The organism is Oceanospirillum maris DSM 6286, from assembly GCF_000422865.1.
Lineage (GTDB): Bacteria > Pseudomonadota > Gammaproteobacteria > Pseudomonadales > Halomonadaceae > Oceanospirillum > Oceanospirillum maris.
Genome location: NZ_AUGW01000007.1, coordinates 275,745 through 291,943 on the forward strand (window position 1 = coordinate 275,745; position 16,199 = coordinate 291,943).

The 16,199-nt window shown below is 48.5% G+C and carries 15 protein-coding genes; 8 read left to right on the plus strand and 7 right to left on the minus strand.

Annotated features, from left to right (window positions below; all coding sequences use genetic code 11):
* Positions 1-163: 163 nt before the first annotated feature.
* Positions 164-796: a tRNA (guanosine(46)-N7)-methyltransferase TrmB gene (gene trmB / locus G517_RS0102855; protein WP_051205950.1), complete on the plus strand. Its 633-nt coding sequence runs from the start codon at positions 164-166 to the stop codon at positions 794-796.
* Positions 797-844: 48 nt separating this feature from the next.
* Here trmB and G517_RS0102860 read toward each other — a convergent pair whose 3' ends face one another.
* The gene (locus tag G517_RS0102860) at positions 845-1,756 is read right to left on the minus strand and encodes a LysR family transcriptional regulator (protein WP_028303146.1); all 912 of its coding nucleotides are present in this window, start codon (positions 1,754-1,756) and stop codon (positions 845-847) included.
* Between the two features lie 89 nt (positions 1,757-1,845).
* Between G517_RS0102860 and G517_RS0102865 the strand changes: the two genes are divergently transcribed.
* From G517_RS0102865 to G517_RS0102880, 4 genes are all read left to right on the plus strand, one after another.
* On the plus strand, positions 1,846-3,054 hold the full coding sequence (locus G517_RS0102865; RefSeq protein ID WP_028303147.1) for an MFS transporter: 1,209 nt from the start codon (positions 1,846-1,848) through the stop codon (positions 3,052-3,054).
* The gene (locus tag G517_RS0102870) at positions 3,017-4,042 is read left to right on the plus strand and encodes a TauD/TfdA family dioxygenase (protein ID WP_028303148.1); all 1,026 of its coding nucleotides are present in this window, start codon (positions 3,017-3,019) and stop codon (positions 4,040-4,042) included. The genes G517_RS0102865 and G517_RS0102870 overlap by 38 nt, the downstream gene beginning before the upstream one ends.
* Before the next feature lie 280 nt (positions 4,043-4,322).
* Positions 4,323-6,344 carry a TonB-dependent receptor plug domain-containing protein gene (locus G517_RS17535; RefSeq protein ID WP_051205921.1) on the plus strand — a complete coding sequence of 674 codons (2,022 nt, stop codon included), beginning with the start codon at positions 4,323-4,325 and terminating at the stop codon, positions 6,342-6,344.
* A 32-nt stretch (positions 6,345-6,376) separates the two neighbouring features.
* Complete coding sequence (locus tag G517_RS0102880; protein ID WP_028303149.1) at positions 6,377-7,519, plus strand: hypothetical protein; 1,143 nt, start codon at positions 6,377-6,379, stop codon at positions 7,517-7,519.
* 100 nt (positions 7,520-7,619) lie between these two features.
* Here the strand turns inward: G517_RS0102880 and G517_RS0102885 are convergent, their stop codons facing one another.
* The gene (locus tag G517_RS0102885; protein WP_051205923.1) at positions 7,620-8,834 is read right to left on the minus strand and encodes a cytochrome-c peroxidase; all 1,215 of its coding nucleotides are present in this window, start codon (positions 8,832-8,834) and stop codon (positions 7,620-7,622) included.
* Positions 8,835-8,925: 91 nt separating this feature from the next.
* On the opposite strand from G517_RS0102885, the gene G517_RS0102890 reads away from it, so the two are divergent.
* Positions 8,926-9,993 (plus strand): hemin-degrading factor, encoded by a 1,068-nt coding sequence (locus tag G517_RS0102890; protein WP_051205925.1) that lies wholly within the window; start codon positions 8,926-8,928, stop codon positions 9,991-9,993.
* Here G517_RS0102890 and G517_RS0102895 read toward each other — a convergent pair.
* From G517_RS0102895 to G517_RS0102905, 3 genes are all read right to left on the minus strand, one after another.
* Positions 9,990-10,748, minus strand: a complete 759-nt coding sequence (locus G517_RS0102895) for a heme ABC transporter ATP-binding protein (RefSeq protein WP_036590136.1) — start codon at positions 10,746-10,748, stop codon at positions 9,990-9,992. The genes G517_RS0102890 and G517_RS0102895 overlap by 4 nt on opposite strands.
* A 77-nt stretch (positions 10,749-10,825) precedes the next feature.
* The gene (locus tag G517_RS0102900) at positions 10,826-11,854 is read right to left on the minus strand and encodes a FecCD family ABC transporter permease (RefSeq protein WP_051205927.1); all 1,029 of its coding nucleotides are present in this window, start codon (positions 11,852-11,854) and stop codon (positions 10,826-10,828) included.
* Positions 11,855-11,856: 2 nt separating this feature from the next.
* Positions 11,857-12,753, minus strand: a complete 897-nt coding sequence (locus G517_RS0102905) for a heme/hemin ABC transporter substrate-binding protein (RefSeq protein ID WP_028303154.1) — start codon at positions 12,751-12,753, stop codon at positions 11,857-11,859.
* 188 nt (positions 12,754-12,941) lie between these two features.
* Between G517_RS0102905 and G517_RS0102910 the strand changes: the two genes are divergently transcribed.
* Complete coding sequence (locus G517_RS0102910) at positions 12,942-13,481, plus strand: HugZ family pyridoxamine 5'-phosphate oxidase (protein ID WP_036590140.1); 540 nt, start codon at positions 12,942-12,944, stop codon at positions 13,479-13,481.
* 235 nt (positions 13,482-13,716) lie between these two features.
* Here G517_RS0102910 and G517_RS0102915 read toward each other — a convergent pair whose 3' ends face one another.
* A complete protein-coding gene (locus G517_RS0102915) occupies positions 13,717-13,905 on the minus strand; it encodes a hypothetical protein (protein WP_028303156.1) in 189 nt (62 codons plus the stop codon).
* A 125-nt stretch (positions 13,906-14,030) separates the two neighbouring features.
* Here G517_RS0102915 and G517_RS17540 point away from each other — a divergent pair, with 125 nt between their 5' ends.
* Positions 14,031-15,872 (plus strand): DNA methyltransferase, encoded by a 1,842-nt coding sequence (locus G517_RS17540; RefSeq protein WP_051205929.1) that lies wholly within the window; start codon positions 14,031-14,033, stop codon positions 15,870-15,872.
* Here the strand turns inward: G517_RS17540 and G517_RS0102925 are convergent.
* Positions 15,869-16,199 (minus strand): integrase core domain-containing protein (locus G517_RS0102925; RefSeq protein WP_028303157.1); only part of this gene is annotated, 331 nt, incomplete at its 5' end. The two genes, G517_RS17540 and G517_RS0102925, sit on opposite strands and share 4 nt — an antisense overlap.

Here is a 16,199-nt window from a genome sequence, read left to right on the forward strand (position 1 = left end):
TCCGAATCAAGCTGTAACCGAAGCTGAGGTTTCTGAGCAGCCGGTAGAAAGCCAGGAATCAGCAAAAAATCAAGCAACAACGGATGATCCAGCCAAGAAAACAAACGAAACGCCGGAGGAGCATAAACGCCGCATTCGTAGCTTTGTACTGCGTACGGGTCGTATGACCGCAGGGCAACAGCGTGGTATGGATGAATTTTGGCCTAAATGGGGTTTGACCCTAGAGCAGGGCATGATCGATCCAAAGACGGTTTTTGAGCGTGAAGCACCGTTGGTTATCGAGATCGGTTTTGGTATGGGCCACTCTCTTTTTGAGCAGGCCAACACCATGCGCGATCATGATTTTATTGGCATTGAAGTACACACGCCGGGTGTTGGTAAGTTGCTGGCCGAAGCTGGCGATGCAGGCTTAACCAATCTGCGCGCCTATGAAGATGATGCGATCGAAATTCTAGATCAGTGTATTCCCGATAACTCCGTGGATCTGCTGCAGCTGTTCTTCCCTGATCCTTGGCATAAAAAGCGTCATAATAAGCGCCGTATCGTACAGGCTGAGTTCGTCCAGCGGGTACGCCAAAAGCTGAAGGTGGGTGGTCGCTTCCACATGGCTACCGACTGGGAAAACTACGCCGAACATATGGTTGAAGTGATGCAGGTGGCAGAAGGCTACGAAAATACCGCCAGCGATGGTGATTATGTACCGCGCCCAGACTCCCGGCCTGTCACTAAGTTTGAAAAACGCGGTGAACGCTTGGGTCATGGCGTGTGGGATATTATCTACCGCCGCACCGGCTAAACGGGTCGCGGACGGATCTTAAAAGACTGCCATATCCTGGCAGTCTTTTTAGTTGTGATCGTTGCTGTTAAGCGGATAAAGATCCAATCGCAACAGTGTATCAAACAGGTGTCGGGCGATAGTGCCTTGCTCGGTGACGCAGAGATAAAGCCCAATGGTGTTCTCAAGCCCTAATACCGGGCGAGCGATGTACTGTTCAGAAAAAGCCCGTGCGACACTTTCAGGTAGCATTGTGACCCCCATACCAAACTGCATCATGTTCACCATGGCCGCGATATCTGAAACCTCCAGAATATCGGCAGGTTGGCAGGCATTTTCTATCAGGTAGCGGTCGATCTGCTGACGCAAAGCGGTATTGTCACTACGACGGTAGGTAATCAGCGTTTGCGTACTCAGTTGTTCAGGTCGAATCTGGCTTGCCTGTGCCAGGCTGTTTTCCGGTGGTATTAATAAAAAAAACGGTTCTTCTGACAGGTGACGATAATCGATCTTCGGGCTAACCGGTGGTTGGCTGCTGCGTATCAGCGCGAGATCCAGCTGACCGGCTAATAGCTGTTTTTGTAGGTCTTTGGCATTTGTGCAGGTCATATTCAGCCGGATATTAGAATTCAGGCTGGCATAGTCCTTCAAAGACTGCATCACAGGCGCGACAAAAGTGCTGGTGCCTGAATAACCGATACGTATGGGGTGCACCGTTTGCAGGCCGATATCACGCACTTCTTGGCTGACCTGATGCATTTGCTGAATAATATGCTGGGCCTTATGCAGGAAATATTCTCCGGCGGGCGTCAGGCTGACCTGACGCGTATTACGAAGCAGCAAAGGTGTGCCCAGTTCATCTTCTAATTGACGAATCTTCTGGCTCAAAGGCGGTTGAGTCATGCATAAGTGCTCTGCAGCTCGGCGAAAATTCAGCGCCTCTGCTACGGCAATAAAGTATTTCAACTGCTTCATGTCCATTAATTGATTCCTTTGTCGTATCGCCTGATCTGAAAACGGACATTCTCTGAGTGAAACATCTGTGGGATTCTCAAAGAACGGAGGATCCTATGCAAGCCTTAATCATTCTTATCGCCTCGGCTGGGGCGTTCTTCAATCTATATCAGCTACAGTCCCTTTATCCCCAGCTGCATCTGCTTTTTGCCGTGTCCGAGGCCCAGGCCGGGCCATTGAATATGGCGACCTTGCTAAGCCTGGCGCTTATGGCTTTATTCAGCGGTGCTCTGATGGGCCGTATCCGTGGCTATACCTTAATTTGCGCGGCTTTTCTGTTGATGGCGCTGGCTAATCTGGCTCTGGCGCTGGTCAGTGAACAGTGGCCGCTATTAGCCGTGCGTATGTTTCAGGGCATCTTAATCCCTTTGATTCTGTCGACCTTGTTGAGGGCTTCGGGTAAGCGTCCAGCTGTGATCTCCGCCTATGTTACGGGTACGATTCTGGGTAGTGTAGCCAGTCGCTTTGGTACAGCCTGGCTGGTAGATCATCTGGGCTGGCAAAATGGTTTTATCTGTTCAGCGGCTGCGATGATGATCGTATTAATAATTATCCGTCAGCATGAGGGGTTGTTTCGTGATGAGTCTGATACTACAGCGGCTTTACCATCGAACACTACAACACGGGTCAGTGGTTGGCATCAGCTCAGTGAATCGACTCGCTTTCGCCTGAAGACTCTGCTGGGGATTGGTTTCTGTATTCTGTTTTCGCAAAGTAGTCTCTATACGGCTATCGGTCTGCGCCTGGCGGGTGAGTTTGGCTTAAGTGCCAGTGATTCAGGGCTGATCTATCTGACTGCGGTATTGGCTATCTTCTTTCCTCCTCTGGCGTTGTCACTGGCCTATCGTTTTGGTCGGGGCACTTCTTTGCTGCTGGTGTGCTCTCTGAGTGCACTGTCGGTATTGGCTTCTTTGTTATCGGACCTGTGGCTGATTGCGCTGTCGGTAGCGGTTTTCTCAGTGGCCGCCTATATGGCGCAGTCGCTGGCAAATTATGGGATCGCTGATTTACCCGCCGGATCAATCCGCTATGCCAATGGCATATACCTTTTTTTCTATTACATAGGCGGCTGCTGTGGTGCGTTGAGTTCCGCGTTTATCTACAGCCATTACGGTTGGTCCTATGTGGTGCTGAGCATCATTTCAATACAGTTTCTGGCAGTTTTATACGGGATCGGGCGTGGCGTGTCTGAACAGAAAAAAGAACGGATAACAAAAGGAGAGTGCCGTGAATCTGAAGCCGATACATCATTTAGGAAAAGTTAACTGGGACGTTATTCTGAAGTCACTGGACTCACTATTATCAGTGTCGGGTACTTTCTCTGGGAGCTCTTATACAGAAATAACGGAGAGGCAGGACAGTAAACATATACGCGGTGAACTGAGTCAGGTTTTTTCCATTCTTGACGAAATTACTGCGGAAATTGTGCATGGGGTTCACACAAAAGGTGCCGTGTTGTTAAAGGGAATTGGTCAATCGTACAATTCAGAGCAGCAAGCTCGGATTCTTTATCTTCTGTCCGTAATGATGGGGCAGCCTGCTGCAGCGGATAAGGTTTCGGGACAGGTGATTTGGGATATTCGTCAACGCATTTTACCGGTGGGAAGCCAAGCGTATTATGCCACTTTCTCTGAAGGTCGCGGTGAAGCACCTTTTCATACCGACACGTCTTTTTACCCTGATCCGGTAAAGATTATTGGTTTGATGTGTATTAAACAAGCGGCCTGTGGTGGTGGTATCAATCGGTTGGCGCACCTGGGTGATCTCAAAGAGAAGTTGCAAGATACTAAGCATCGCTGGGCATATGAATATTTGAGCAAGGTACCTTTAGCGTTCAGAATTCCTGGTGCATTTACGTTTGACCAGTCTCCAGATATAGCCGAGGTGATTCAAAGCACAGTGTTGTCAGATAAACCGAGTATACGCCTGCGTATTGACTCCATCAGAAAAGGTGCTGACTTTTATCGACACGAATATTACAGGGAAACAATGAAGTCTGTTTCGCATCTGATGACACTGGCAGATCGGGATGATGTTCGTTTGGATCTGATGATGGATGAAGGGGATATTTTATTGGTGAATAACCATGATGTGATCCACTATCGTAACGCATTCAGTGATGCTCGACGGCACTTGCTGCGGATCTGGATTGGGCAACACGATCCGGTTGCCACATCGCCTGATAGTGTCATTCGTTACCCGTTGGAGGCTTGTTTCACGTCTGATCGAGAGGCAAGGAAGCAAGCAAGCTGAACCCTTAGTGGTTTAATGATCTGTCTGAAAGGTTTTTAAAATGTTGACGCTCTGGGTCGATTTTTACAGGTTCAGAGCGTCGGTGGACAGTTCGTAGTAGTCAGAAGACTACATGGCTGATATATCACCATGATGCCGTTAACGAACAGCTCTTCCCTCCGCTATTTCCCTCGTTTGTTTTAGCTCTCAAATAAAAATAGTTCTTATTTATATTTGCATTAAATGTTTGTGATAATTATTATCATTTGCATAAATGATCTTAAACTTAAGAGCTAATGCCGTGAATCATCGATTTTCTCTGATATATCTGGCGGTGGCATCGCTGTCATTAAGCAATGCTTTTGCCGCTGAAAGCATCACTGACGCCACAGAAGATACTGTTCGTTCAAATGAAACTTGGGTCGTGACGGGAACAAGAACAGAGCGATTGCTAGAGGATACTCCGGTGCGCACAGAGGTTATCTCTCGGGAGCAGATTGATAATCAACATGCCCGCAATGTCAGTGAAGCGCTGAAAACAGTGCCGGGGCTTATGCTGAAAGATATTCACGGTAAAGGCGGTCAGGAAGTCTGGTTGCAGGGTCTGGATGCTGACCGGGTTCTGATTCTGGTTAATGGCCGACCTGTCACGGCCAGCACCGGCTCATCGGTGGATGTCAGCCAACTGGCCACTGCGGATATTGAGCGTATAGAGATCGTAAAGGGTGCTACTTCAGCGCTGTATGGTAGTTCAGCGATGGGTGGTGTGGTGAATATTATTACCCGTCGCCCGGATAAAGAGTTCAGTCTTTCGGTAACCGCCGATGCCGGCAGTTATGGTCAGGGTAATATCGGTAACTCTGATTTGAGCCTAGGGGGGAGAGCGCAGGATATCAGTTCCCGTTATGGTCAGTTAAATCTTGGGGTGAATAAAGGCAGCTGGAGTGCGGTGCTGAATGGCAGCATCAGGGATACCGATGGCTATGATCTCGACTTGGATACACCCAGCAGAGATGGTTCATCTGGCACAAAAACCAATGTTTCTGCGCGCCTGGCCTATGAAACATCGTCCGGTAATGAATACTTTGTTGAGCCCAGTTACTACAAAGAAGATCTGGTTGCGGAGAACCTGCTGTTTACACCTGGGGTGGGTTATCGAGATAAAACTGAAGTTGCGGAACGTAAGCATCTGGATACGGGGGCACGTTTTCAGTTTGGCGAGGATAAGCTGGCTTTATATCTGACCCAGGAAACGTTTAGTGATACCACCGAAAAAGGTGATATCCGTACCGCAGAACAAAAGATTCTTCGGGGTAGTGTCCAATGGGACACGCCCCTGAGCGATAACCAGCTACTGACTCTGGGAGCCGATCTGTCCCAGGCAGAGTTGGAACAATATTTGGATAAGCCCACCCTGACCGGTTATCAGAGAACAGAAGAGATCGGTAACGGAACGGATAACAAGAGTGCGGAACTATTTGTTCAGAACGATATTTTTCTGGGAAGTCACTGGGAGTTATTACCTGGTGTGCGCTATCAGTATGATTCCGATTTTGGCAGTCACTACACGCCCAAGGTCAATCTATCTTATACGCCAGACTGGTTTGACGCTGCTGAGATGCGTATTCGGGCGGGTGTGGGTATGGGTTACCGTGTTCCTAACCTTAAGGAACGCTACTACGTTTTTGATCACAGTAATTTGGGCTATATGGTCATGGGAAACCCAGACCTTCAGCCGGAGCGCTCGGATAGTTATCAGATTGGTGCTGAGCTGAGCTTCCCCTCCGGACTGAGTATGGATCTGAGCCTGTATCGCAATAATCTGACCGACCTTATCACGTCTGCCTCGAATGCTGACCATCCCAGAAGTACGCCATCCGTCGTCATTTACGAATATCTGAATATTGACCGAGCCACAATTACCGGTGCCGAGCTGGCACTAAAAGGTCAGTGGCGTCATCTGCTGTACTGGGATGCGGCACTGACCTTGATGGATACCGAAAATGCATCGACAGGAAAGCAGCTTACCGGTCGTCCACAGCAGCAGTTTAAAACCGGCCTGACACTCAAGCCGGGATCAGGTTTTAGTGCTTCGCTGCTGGGCAGTTATCAGAGTAAGAGCTTTAGCGATGTCGACAATGAGCATTACACCCCAGCCTGGAGCACCTGGGATCTGAAACTGAATCAGCAAATCAATCCGCATCTGAAGGTTTATCTGGGCGTCGACAACCTCGCTGACGTCACTAAAGATCCTTCAGATCCCCATGACCAGGGCCCGCATCCCGGGCGCTTCGTCTATTCCGGCTTAAGAGTCGATCTTTAATATTTTTTCTGCTAACCGTTACGGAGAACATCATGAATTTAGAGTTACCCTTTACCCGTTCTTTACTGAGCACTGCTGTTCTGGCGGCGACACTGACCCTAACCGGCTGCTTAGGGTCGGATAGTGATGATGATTCCGATGGTGATACCGCAGTAGGGGAGACGGGTGCGGGTTCTTGGCAGGTTGCAACGGCCTCTCCTAGTTTGACACCGGATTCAGGGGCTGTTTATTGGGATCTTGAGACTAACAGTATTGTTACCGAAAATGATGACTGGGAGCTTAAGGTGGAGAAGTCCGGCTATAGCACGGTTTACTCGCTGAACGGCGGTGCATCAGGTTCCGGTCAGGCGGCGATTGTCGGTAGTGATAAAGCAGGTGATGCTCAGGGCGTTGGTGCGCTTTTAGCGGACTCTGTATGGGATGTCACAGATCCTGCTGATACCAGTCAGGTTTATAAGTATTTTACCGATTCCACCGAGGGAGCCTTTAATGCACCCGGTGATTTTGGTGCGTTGGAATATGGCGCTGCAGGTGGACATGCCATGTGGCCAACCTTTGCGGTCTATCTGATTGACGATGATGAAGGTAATCATCATAAAGTTCAGGTTCTGAGTAATACCGGTGAGAACGGCGATCTTTCCTCCGCCAGTCTCTTTATCCGCTATGCTGATGCTGCCACAGGTGCGGTGGAGAAAACGATCAGTCTGGACGCCACCGGTGGAACGGCGGTAGGCCTTGATCTGTCAGGAGATATCACAGTCGCTGATACCGCAACGAACACCGCATGGGATATGGCCTATCAGAAATATGTAGGCTTCAGTCTCAACGCTTCTGCTAAAGCTTGTGTCGCCTATCAGTATGATGCGCTTTATGACGCTGATGGTAACCCAGTTGCAGCGGAGTTCGAGAAACTAACCGCAGCAAATACTCTGACTGAATTTAATGCGGTTAAGGCGGATGACTGTGCTACCGCTGCAGATGCAGTAAAAACACTGATGCCATCAAGCGGCTGGTATGACTACGACAGCACAACGCATATCGTCACCGTACATGATAAAGGCGACAGCAATGGCTGGATTGTAAAATCAGCAGACGGCAATGCTTACGCCCGAATTCACTTCAGCAGCTACAGCCCGCTGACTCTCCAGGTGGAGCAGTGGAAGGCGGTGGAGTAAATCTCAGCGCCAAACCATGAGTGATAAAACCCCGCCTGATAAGCGGGGTTTTTTTGTTGCGTTTGTTTTTCTCTGCCGGTAGCTCTTGGGCAGAAATGGGTTATCTGTTTAGCAGGTGTTCATAGCGACGGTCGGTCAGCGTTTTCAAAAAGGCGATCAGATCCTGCTTGTCCTGGGATGACAGCTCCGGCATCGCCAGTTCTGCCCCGTGTAGCTGATTGGCATAGATGTCTGTCTGCCAGACGAGGCCGGTTTCAGGGTTTATCCCATGATTCAGGTTGCTGGTATTGCCCCAGCTACGGAAGTTATAGAGTTCCAGTACCGCTTCCAGTGTTTTTAACGCCCCATTGTGCAGATAGGGCCCTGTAACCGCGATATTGCGCAGAGTGGAGGTTTTAAACGCGCCTGCCGTGGCATATTCCAGATCCGGTAGCGCCGCAATACCGAGATCAGCCTCGGAGGTGCTTTGCTCCAGCTCCAGGTTAATCGGAGCGCCGATATTGCGATAGCGGTAGTGGGTAAAGGTTTCATATTGGGCATTGTTTGCCTTTCCCATACGGTGACAGTTAATGCAACTACTTTGTCTGGATGTGAAAAAAAGCACTCTGCCTCGCTCCTCTGCCGCTGTCAGCTCCGCTTCTCCCGCCAGCCACCGATCATATTTGGCATCAAAAGGTTGGAACGGCTCGGTTTGCTGAAACGCCGCCAGACTCTCGGTGACTTCAGAAAAAACCGCTTCCGTATCACTGAAATCGTAGCGCTGAAAAGCCTGTTGGAAGGCCTTCGCATATCGGGGTTGCTCTATGATCCGAGCTATCAACGTTGCTTTGTCAGGGATCGCCATCTCCACCGGATTCAGAAATGGCTGGCCTGCCTGCTGTTGCAGCGTTTTGGCACGCCCGTCATGGAAAAAGCCACCTAGGTATTCTCCATCGGCATCGACTCCGAATTCAGGTGTTAGCCCAATATAGCTTAGGGTTGGGGCGTTGCGGTTTCCCAGACTGATACCGTCATCACCAATGGATACACCCTTCTCAATAGCCGCTATTCGACTGTCGGTAAAGGCTCTGCCGGGATCATGACAGCTGCTGCAGGATTGATTGCGGGTCAGGGATAGGTTGGGGTCAAAGAACAGTATCTGCCCAAGAGTTGCTTTAGCGCTTATACCAGACGTCTGCTCCGTATCGGTTGATGTTTGGGTTGATGAGTCCTGACCACAGGCGCAAAGAGCTGAGCAAGTCAGTACTAGCGTAAGGCGGGACAGTTTTAAAGGGTTTTGGACAAGTTTTAAGAGGTGCTGAGATAGAGGGATCATAGTGAATTCAATTTCAAGTGACTTTGATTATGATAATCACTATCATTAACTAGGGCAATAAGTGAACCATCAAAAAGATAAGGGAGACGGCATGATTCAGCCTCTGAGTTGCGATAGCTTGAACAGTTTGCGCGAGCGCGTTGCACGCTTTAAAGCAGATAATCCTAAACTAAGAATCCGCAATGTGGCGGATGCTCTGGGAGTCAGTGAAGTTGAGCTGCTGGCGCTTAACTGTGGTCAAGCGGATGTTGTGCGGTTAAAAAATGATCAAGGTGTTTTTCGAGCATTAATGGCTGAAATATCTCAGCTTGGCTCTGTTATGGCGTTATCACGCAATGACAGCGTTGTTCATGAAAAAACAGGCATCTACGGCAAGTTGGGAGGCGGTGAGAAAGTGGGCTTATTTTTAGGGGATATCGACCTACGGCTATTTTTTGAGCGTTGGAGTTTTGCCTATTATGTCCAGGAAGGCGAGCGTCGCAGCTTACAGTTCTTTGATAAAGCGGGTGTGGCGATACATAAGATTTATGCCAATGGGGATACCGATATTCCTGCGCTAGAAAACTTAGTGCAGCGCTATCAGGCTGAAGATCAAACCGCTGGACAGGCTGTGGATTCGGCGGCGGATGAGATTGATCATCGTGCCGTGCCGCTTACTCTAAGTGATGATCAAGTGGATCTGAAGGCCTTTCATCAGGATTGGGATCAGCTAAAAGATGTGCATGATTTCTTCGGGTTACTAAAGAAGCATCAGTTAGAGCGCCAGCAAGCATTTCGTTTAGCGGGTACTGAGCGTGCGCAACCGTTACCGGTTACCGCTATTGAGCAGGCTTTGGTTAAGGCTGCGGAATGTGAACTGCCGATTATGGTTTTTGCCGGTAACACTGGTGCTGTGCAAATCCATACTGGGCCGGTGAAAAAGCTGATGCGCCGTGGGCCTTGGTTTAATGTGCTTGACCCTACCTTTAACCTTCATGCTGATACCGATGCTTTTCGCCACGTATGGTTGGTCAAGCGCCCGACAGAAGATGGGGTGGTATCTTCTTTAGAGGCTTTTGATCAACAGGGCGGTTTGGCTTTGCAGCTCTTTGGCGCCCGAAAACCAGGACAAAAAGAGCTGACCGAGTGGCAGGATTTGCTGAGCGAATTAGTCGGCTAGATTAAAATCGGCTGGCCGTTATTCAAGCTCACCTGCTCAGGGCGATACTGCCAGTGATGCTCAATGGTATCAGGAGTGAGTATTTCGGCAGGTTTGCCCTGAAGAGCCACTTCACCGCGATCTAACAGTATGCATAAGTCGCAATACTGCAGAGCTTGATTTAGATCGTGGAGAATGACTAGAACACCGTATCCTTCTTCCTTAGCCAGTTGACGGGCAAGGTCAAGAATACTGTGTTGCTGCCCCAAATCTTGAGCAGATGTTGGCTCGTCTAAGAGCAGTAACGGTGCGTGTTCTGCTTGGCTAAGCTGCAACAGAACCCGAGCCAATTGCACCCGCTGGCGCTCGCCACCGGATAAGGAGGTATAGCTGCGCTCGGCCAAATGAAGGCAATCAGTTCGAGCCATTAGGCGCTTAATCTGTTTCCAGCCCTCTTTATGGCTTAACGATAGTGGCGTTAACCCCAAGGCAACTACCTCTTGAGCATGAAAGGGAAAGCTTAGCTGACTGGCCTGAGCAAGCACTCCTAAATGGCGTGCCAAGGCTTGATGCGCCCATGCTTTGCGGCTGCGGTTGTGCAGCGTGACATCGCCTTGGCTTTGAATATCTCCGGTAATAGCCTTAAATAGCGTTGATTTACCTGCGCCATTTGGCCCCAGAACGCCCATAACGTCACCGGACTGGAGCTGTATCTGATCGACATTGAGCAGCACTTTTTTATCGGAATATACGTGCAAGTTCTGAATAAACAACATGATATTAGGTATCTTCGTAGCAATTAAGGGTTATTTATTAGCGGCAATAAAACGTAATTAATAGCCATTAATGGCCATCAGCTATCCCAGCGACGACGCTGTTGAATCAGCATAATAAGGAAGAAAGGTGCCCCCATCAGTGCTGTTACCAAGCCCACGGGTAGCTCTGCCGGTTGAACGGATAAACGGGAAAAAAGATCGGCTATCAGCAGCAGTAACGCGCCACATAAAGCGGCTAATGGTAAGAGTGTTTTGTGATTTGGCCCCGTAGCCATTCGCACGATATGAGGAACCACCAAGCCGATAAATCCAATAATACCGGAACAGGCCACAGCAACTCCGACACCTATCGCCGTGAGCACAATCAGCTCCAGTTTAAGGCGTTCTACATTGATGCCAAGATGCCGCGCATCTGACTCACCCAGCAGTAATGCATTGAGGGCATTTGCCCGTCGCTGGAAGGCGATAGACAGTAGTATTAACGTACAAACCGCAAGTAAAATACGATGGGTATTGCTGCCCGCCAAAGAACCCATCTGCCAAAGGCTTAATGCTCTTAGGTTCTCATCGCTGGCAAAATAACTGACAAAACCGATGGCCGCCCCCGCAAACGCTGACAATGCCACGCCCGCTAATAGCAGTACCAAAACAGAGGTGCCAGAGCGTGTTTGGGATAAGCCGTATACCAATAGTGTGGCCCCTAGCCCCGCAACAAATGCCGCAACCGGAACCGACCAACTGGCGATACTGGCAGGTAACCAAACAATGGCAATCACGGCGCCAACCGCCGCCCCAGAGGAAACGCCAATAATACCGGGATCTGCCAAGGGGTTTCGGAATAAACCCTGCATAACTGTACCGCACTGAGCCAAAATAGCACCGATAGCCAGTGCCAATAGAATGCGCGGCACACGAAGCTCCATAACAACCGCTTGCTGATAATCTAACAGACGGCTGAAGGTTGACCCTGCCATCGCATCAATAACCGATAGCAGGCTATCCAATGCGGGCAGCGGCATCGCACCCATCATAATAGAGAGCAAAGCCGAGAGCAGAAGCAGCACCAAAAGTGCTGATGCAGTTAATAACGGTGACAAGCGCAGCATGATTATTCCTGAAGCCGTTGGGCGGTTTTTAGATCGGAGCCTTGGGCAAGGGTCGAATCTTTGTGGAGCAGATCCGATAGGCGGTGGGCTTCTGCTAGGGCAGAAATACTTAAGCCTCCAGAGACAATGGTACGTCCATCAACCGTTAATATTTTCCCAGATTTACCCGCTGGCGTGTGTTTAAGCAGAGGGTGGCTATCCAGTAATGTTTGCACGCCAGATTCAGGGTCTCGGTTCGACACAAGAATAATCGAGGGCTGCAACGCCACCAGTGCCTCGGCGGAAATACTTCTGTAATTATCGTAATCCGCTAGGTTCTTCGCTCCTAAAAGCGATACCAAGGCACCGCCGCCGGTTTTTTCGCCAGCCATTCGAAGCTTACCATCCATGGACAGCAGGAATACCGTCCGTTCATGACTAAGGGCTTGCTCTTGAAGTGTTTGGAAAACCTTGTTTGATTGAGCCGCCAGCGTATCACCAAGCTGGGTAATATTAAGCTGCTGGGCTAGTGACCGAATATTGCGACTAAGCTGATCGACCGTATGGGCAACGGGAAGCTGAATAAGGTTAATTTGGCTGCGTTTTATCTGCTCAACAACATGATCCGGGCCCATATGGTTGCTACCAATAATTGCGTCAGGATTCAGGCTCATTAGGCCCTCTGCCGAGAGGTTTCTGTGGTAGCCGATGGATGGCAAAGGCTTTTCAGTATCGGGTTGAGTGCTGGTGACATCAATCGCGATTAACTTATCCTGCAGGCCCAGAGAGATAATAAGCTCTGTACTGCCCGCATCGGTGCTAATAATGCGTGCCAGCTCTGCCGATTGTACGGTGGGGCTTAATAAAAAAACGTATAACAGTAGCGTTGTTGACAGCCTATCAATCAGCTTTTTTTTCATCTTCTGTTCCCTTAAACCAGATTACATATAATGCTGTGCGCATCATCATGATTGAGCTTATACTACCAGTATTAAAGATTAATGATAATAATTAGCATTTGCAAGATCAAGCTTTTGCTATTAATGTACGCTGGTTTAGTCAACAACTTGAACTTGCCTGATAAGTGCCTAGCGCTATGGAGAACGTGATGAGTCCAGAAGAGAAAAAAGAGAAGCTTGCCCTAAAAATTAACCGCGATGTCATTGATTTTATCAACAGCCGCAAAAGCTTGTTGATCTCCAGTATCCAGCCAGACGGTAAGCCTTACGCCTCCTACGCGCCCTTCGCCATCGGTGATGATTGCCTTTATGTTTTGCTGAGCGAGATAGCCCTACACGCCGTTAACTTGCAGCATAACCCTGCGGCTTCAGTGTTAATTGTGCAGGATGAAGACAGCTCAAAAGAACTGTTTGCTCGGGTAAGGGTTAACTATTCGGTAGAAGCAGAACTACTAGAAGTTGACTCAGAACAGTGGTTCCAAGGTGTTGATATTATGGAGGCGCGCTTAGGGGATCGTATTCGTAACTTGAGCCAGCTATCAGATTTTCGCTTATTCCGCCTGAAACCACAGGGTGGCCGTTTTGTTAAAGGCTTTGGTGCCGCCTTCGATTTAGCGGGCAATACGCTAGCCGGTGAAGCGGTCAATCAGCTACGTGAAGGCCATAAAAAGCGCACAGAAGCGGCGTAAAAGAGTAGCCAACAGGGGCGCTAGCTTCCAGATAGCACGTTCGTCATTGCTCAACTGGCTTCCGTGCTATTTCGTCCCTGTGTCTTAGCTTTATAGAGTAACTTTTGGTGTGGGAATAACGGCTCTAATGTGTCGTTAGGCAACCGCAGTCTTGACGATACCAATAAAATTTAAACCTCCTGATACAGCTCGAAACCTTTCTCCATAAACTCTTTTTTTCTAATACCTACTCGAATCACTGCGTAAAGCTTGAACATCCGCAGGTGATAAATCTGTCCGCCATAATTTGCTCATCAGTTCGCATCGCTAAAGCAATCAGGCTTAGCGTAACTTCTTCTTTGGTCTTTAGTTCGTATTCTTCTTGGCCTTCTTCCTTGGCATCGTAAATTAAATAGGCTTCATCACGCAGAGCGCTTACGTACAAAAGCCAGGCGAGAGCTACTTAATATGGTTCATTGCTTCACTCCATAGGCCAATGGATTAACCGCTAAAAAAGCGGATCATGGTATATTCAGGCGGAATTATTTTACAGCAAACAAGGATGACCTAATGGCCTTGCCTATCAATACCTTACGTAGTCGTGCCCATCAGTTTGTTTTAGACCACGCTGAGGACGTCAAAGAAAACGCAGAATCCCAGAGTTTTCTGAATGATTTTTTTGCCATATTTGACATTAAGCGTAAAGCTGTTGGCTCTTTTGAACTAGCGGTGAAAATGGAGGGCGATAAATCCAGTAAGCGCATTGATCTGCTATGGGCGGGAACGCTGCTTGTTGAAATGAAGTCAGCAGGCCAAAATTTAGAAGACGCTTTTAAGCAGGCTGCTGGCTATCTTAAGCGCCTTGATGATAAAGACAAACCTGTTTATATCCTTGTATGTGACCTACAAAACTTCCGCCTACACAACATAGAGACAGAGGCAGACCATACTTTTACCTTAGCAGATTTACCCGATAATCTTGACCTTTTCGGGTTTATGCATGGTAAAGACATGCAAGATATTACCGAGTATGAGCTGAACGAGAAGGCTGCTTTATTACTAGGTGGATTACACGACAGCTTGCAGGATAGTGGTTTTGAAGGCCATCCTCTGCAAGTGTTTATGGTACGTATTTTATTTTGTCTATTTGCAGAGGACACGGGCGTATTTAACCCCCGTCAGCTTGTGCAGTATTTGCTTAATTTTACTCGTGAAGACGGTAGCGATACTGAAATGCACCTGCAAAAAGTATTTCAGATTTTAGATACGCTGGAAAATAAGCGTAGCAAAGCACTTTCTGAAGAACTAGCTACCTTTCCTTACGTTAATGGACGGTTGTTTAAAGAGCGCATTGATATGCCAAGCTTTACCGCAGAAATGCGGGAAATGCTGATTAATTGTTGCCTATTCAATTGGAAAGAGATTAGCCCCGCAATATTCGGTAGTTTATTTCAAAGCATTATGGATAAGCAGGCGCGACGTAACCTAGGGGCACATTACACCAGCGAAAAAAACATCCTGAAAGTGATTGGCCCGCTGTTTCTGGATGACCTGCAAGAAGAGCTGGAAAAAATCCTGCAACACAAAGTAAAAAACACCCGCGATAAGCGGCTGATGGACTTTGCCAAAAAACTGCGGCACCTAAAGGTGCTTGATCCCGCCTGCGGTTGTGGCAACTTTCTGATTGTCACCTACCGCGAGCTGCGCCGTCTTGAACTGAAACTGATGGAAGCTCAGGCGAAAGGCTCCAAAGCATTGGGTTTTGAAATTCAGCCACAGATCCCGCTGGATAATTTTTATGGCATTGAGCTGGACGAATGGCCTGCACAGATAGCACAGGTCGCCATGTGGCTGACCCAGCACCAGATGAATGTGGAATTTGCCAAAAGCTTTGGTGAAGAACCGGATCTGCTGCCACTGAAAGAGCACGCACACATTCACAACGCCAATGCACTCACGCTGGATTGGAGCGAGGTTGTTTCGCCAAAGGAACTCAGCTATATCATCGGCAACCCGCCGTTTATTGGCTCGAAATATCAAAATAAAGAGCAAAAGAAATTACTGCTTGATGTTTTTGGCAAAACAAAAAATGCTAAACAGCTGGATTTTGTCAGTTGCTGGTTTTACCAAGCTGCACTTTTTTCCAAAGAAACAGCAATTGAAACGGCTTTTGTCTCGACCAACTCAATCTGTATCGGTGAACAAGTGGGTACCCTATGGCCACTGCTACTGAATCTGAAAGTACATATCAATTTTGCTCACCGAACTTTTGTCTGGGAAAACGATGCTAAAGGGAAAGCTGCCGTTCATTGCATTATTGTAGGTTTTGCCTTCGTTTCACGAGAAAAAAAGCGAATTTTTTATTACGAAAATTTGAAAGGGTGTTCTGGTCAACAAAACCGGACACATTAATTTGCTAATTTCTCGTACTCCATCGGCGACAAGTCACCGTTCGAGGAGTGCAGCCGATCCAGGTTGTAATACTTCATATAGGCCGTGACATCCTCCTTCATATGAGCCCTTGTCGGTTGATGTACCTTGAACAGCCAGTCATGTTTCAAGCTGCCAAAGAAGCGTTCAACTACTGCATTATCCCAGCACGCGCCTACATCTCCCATTGATGCTCGTATGCCGTAGCCCTTCAGCAATTTTGCGAAGGCTTTACTGGTGTACTGTGACCCTCTATCGCTATGGAACACTAGACCTTTCGGTGGCAGCCGGAGGTTATAGGCTTTGATC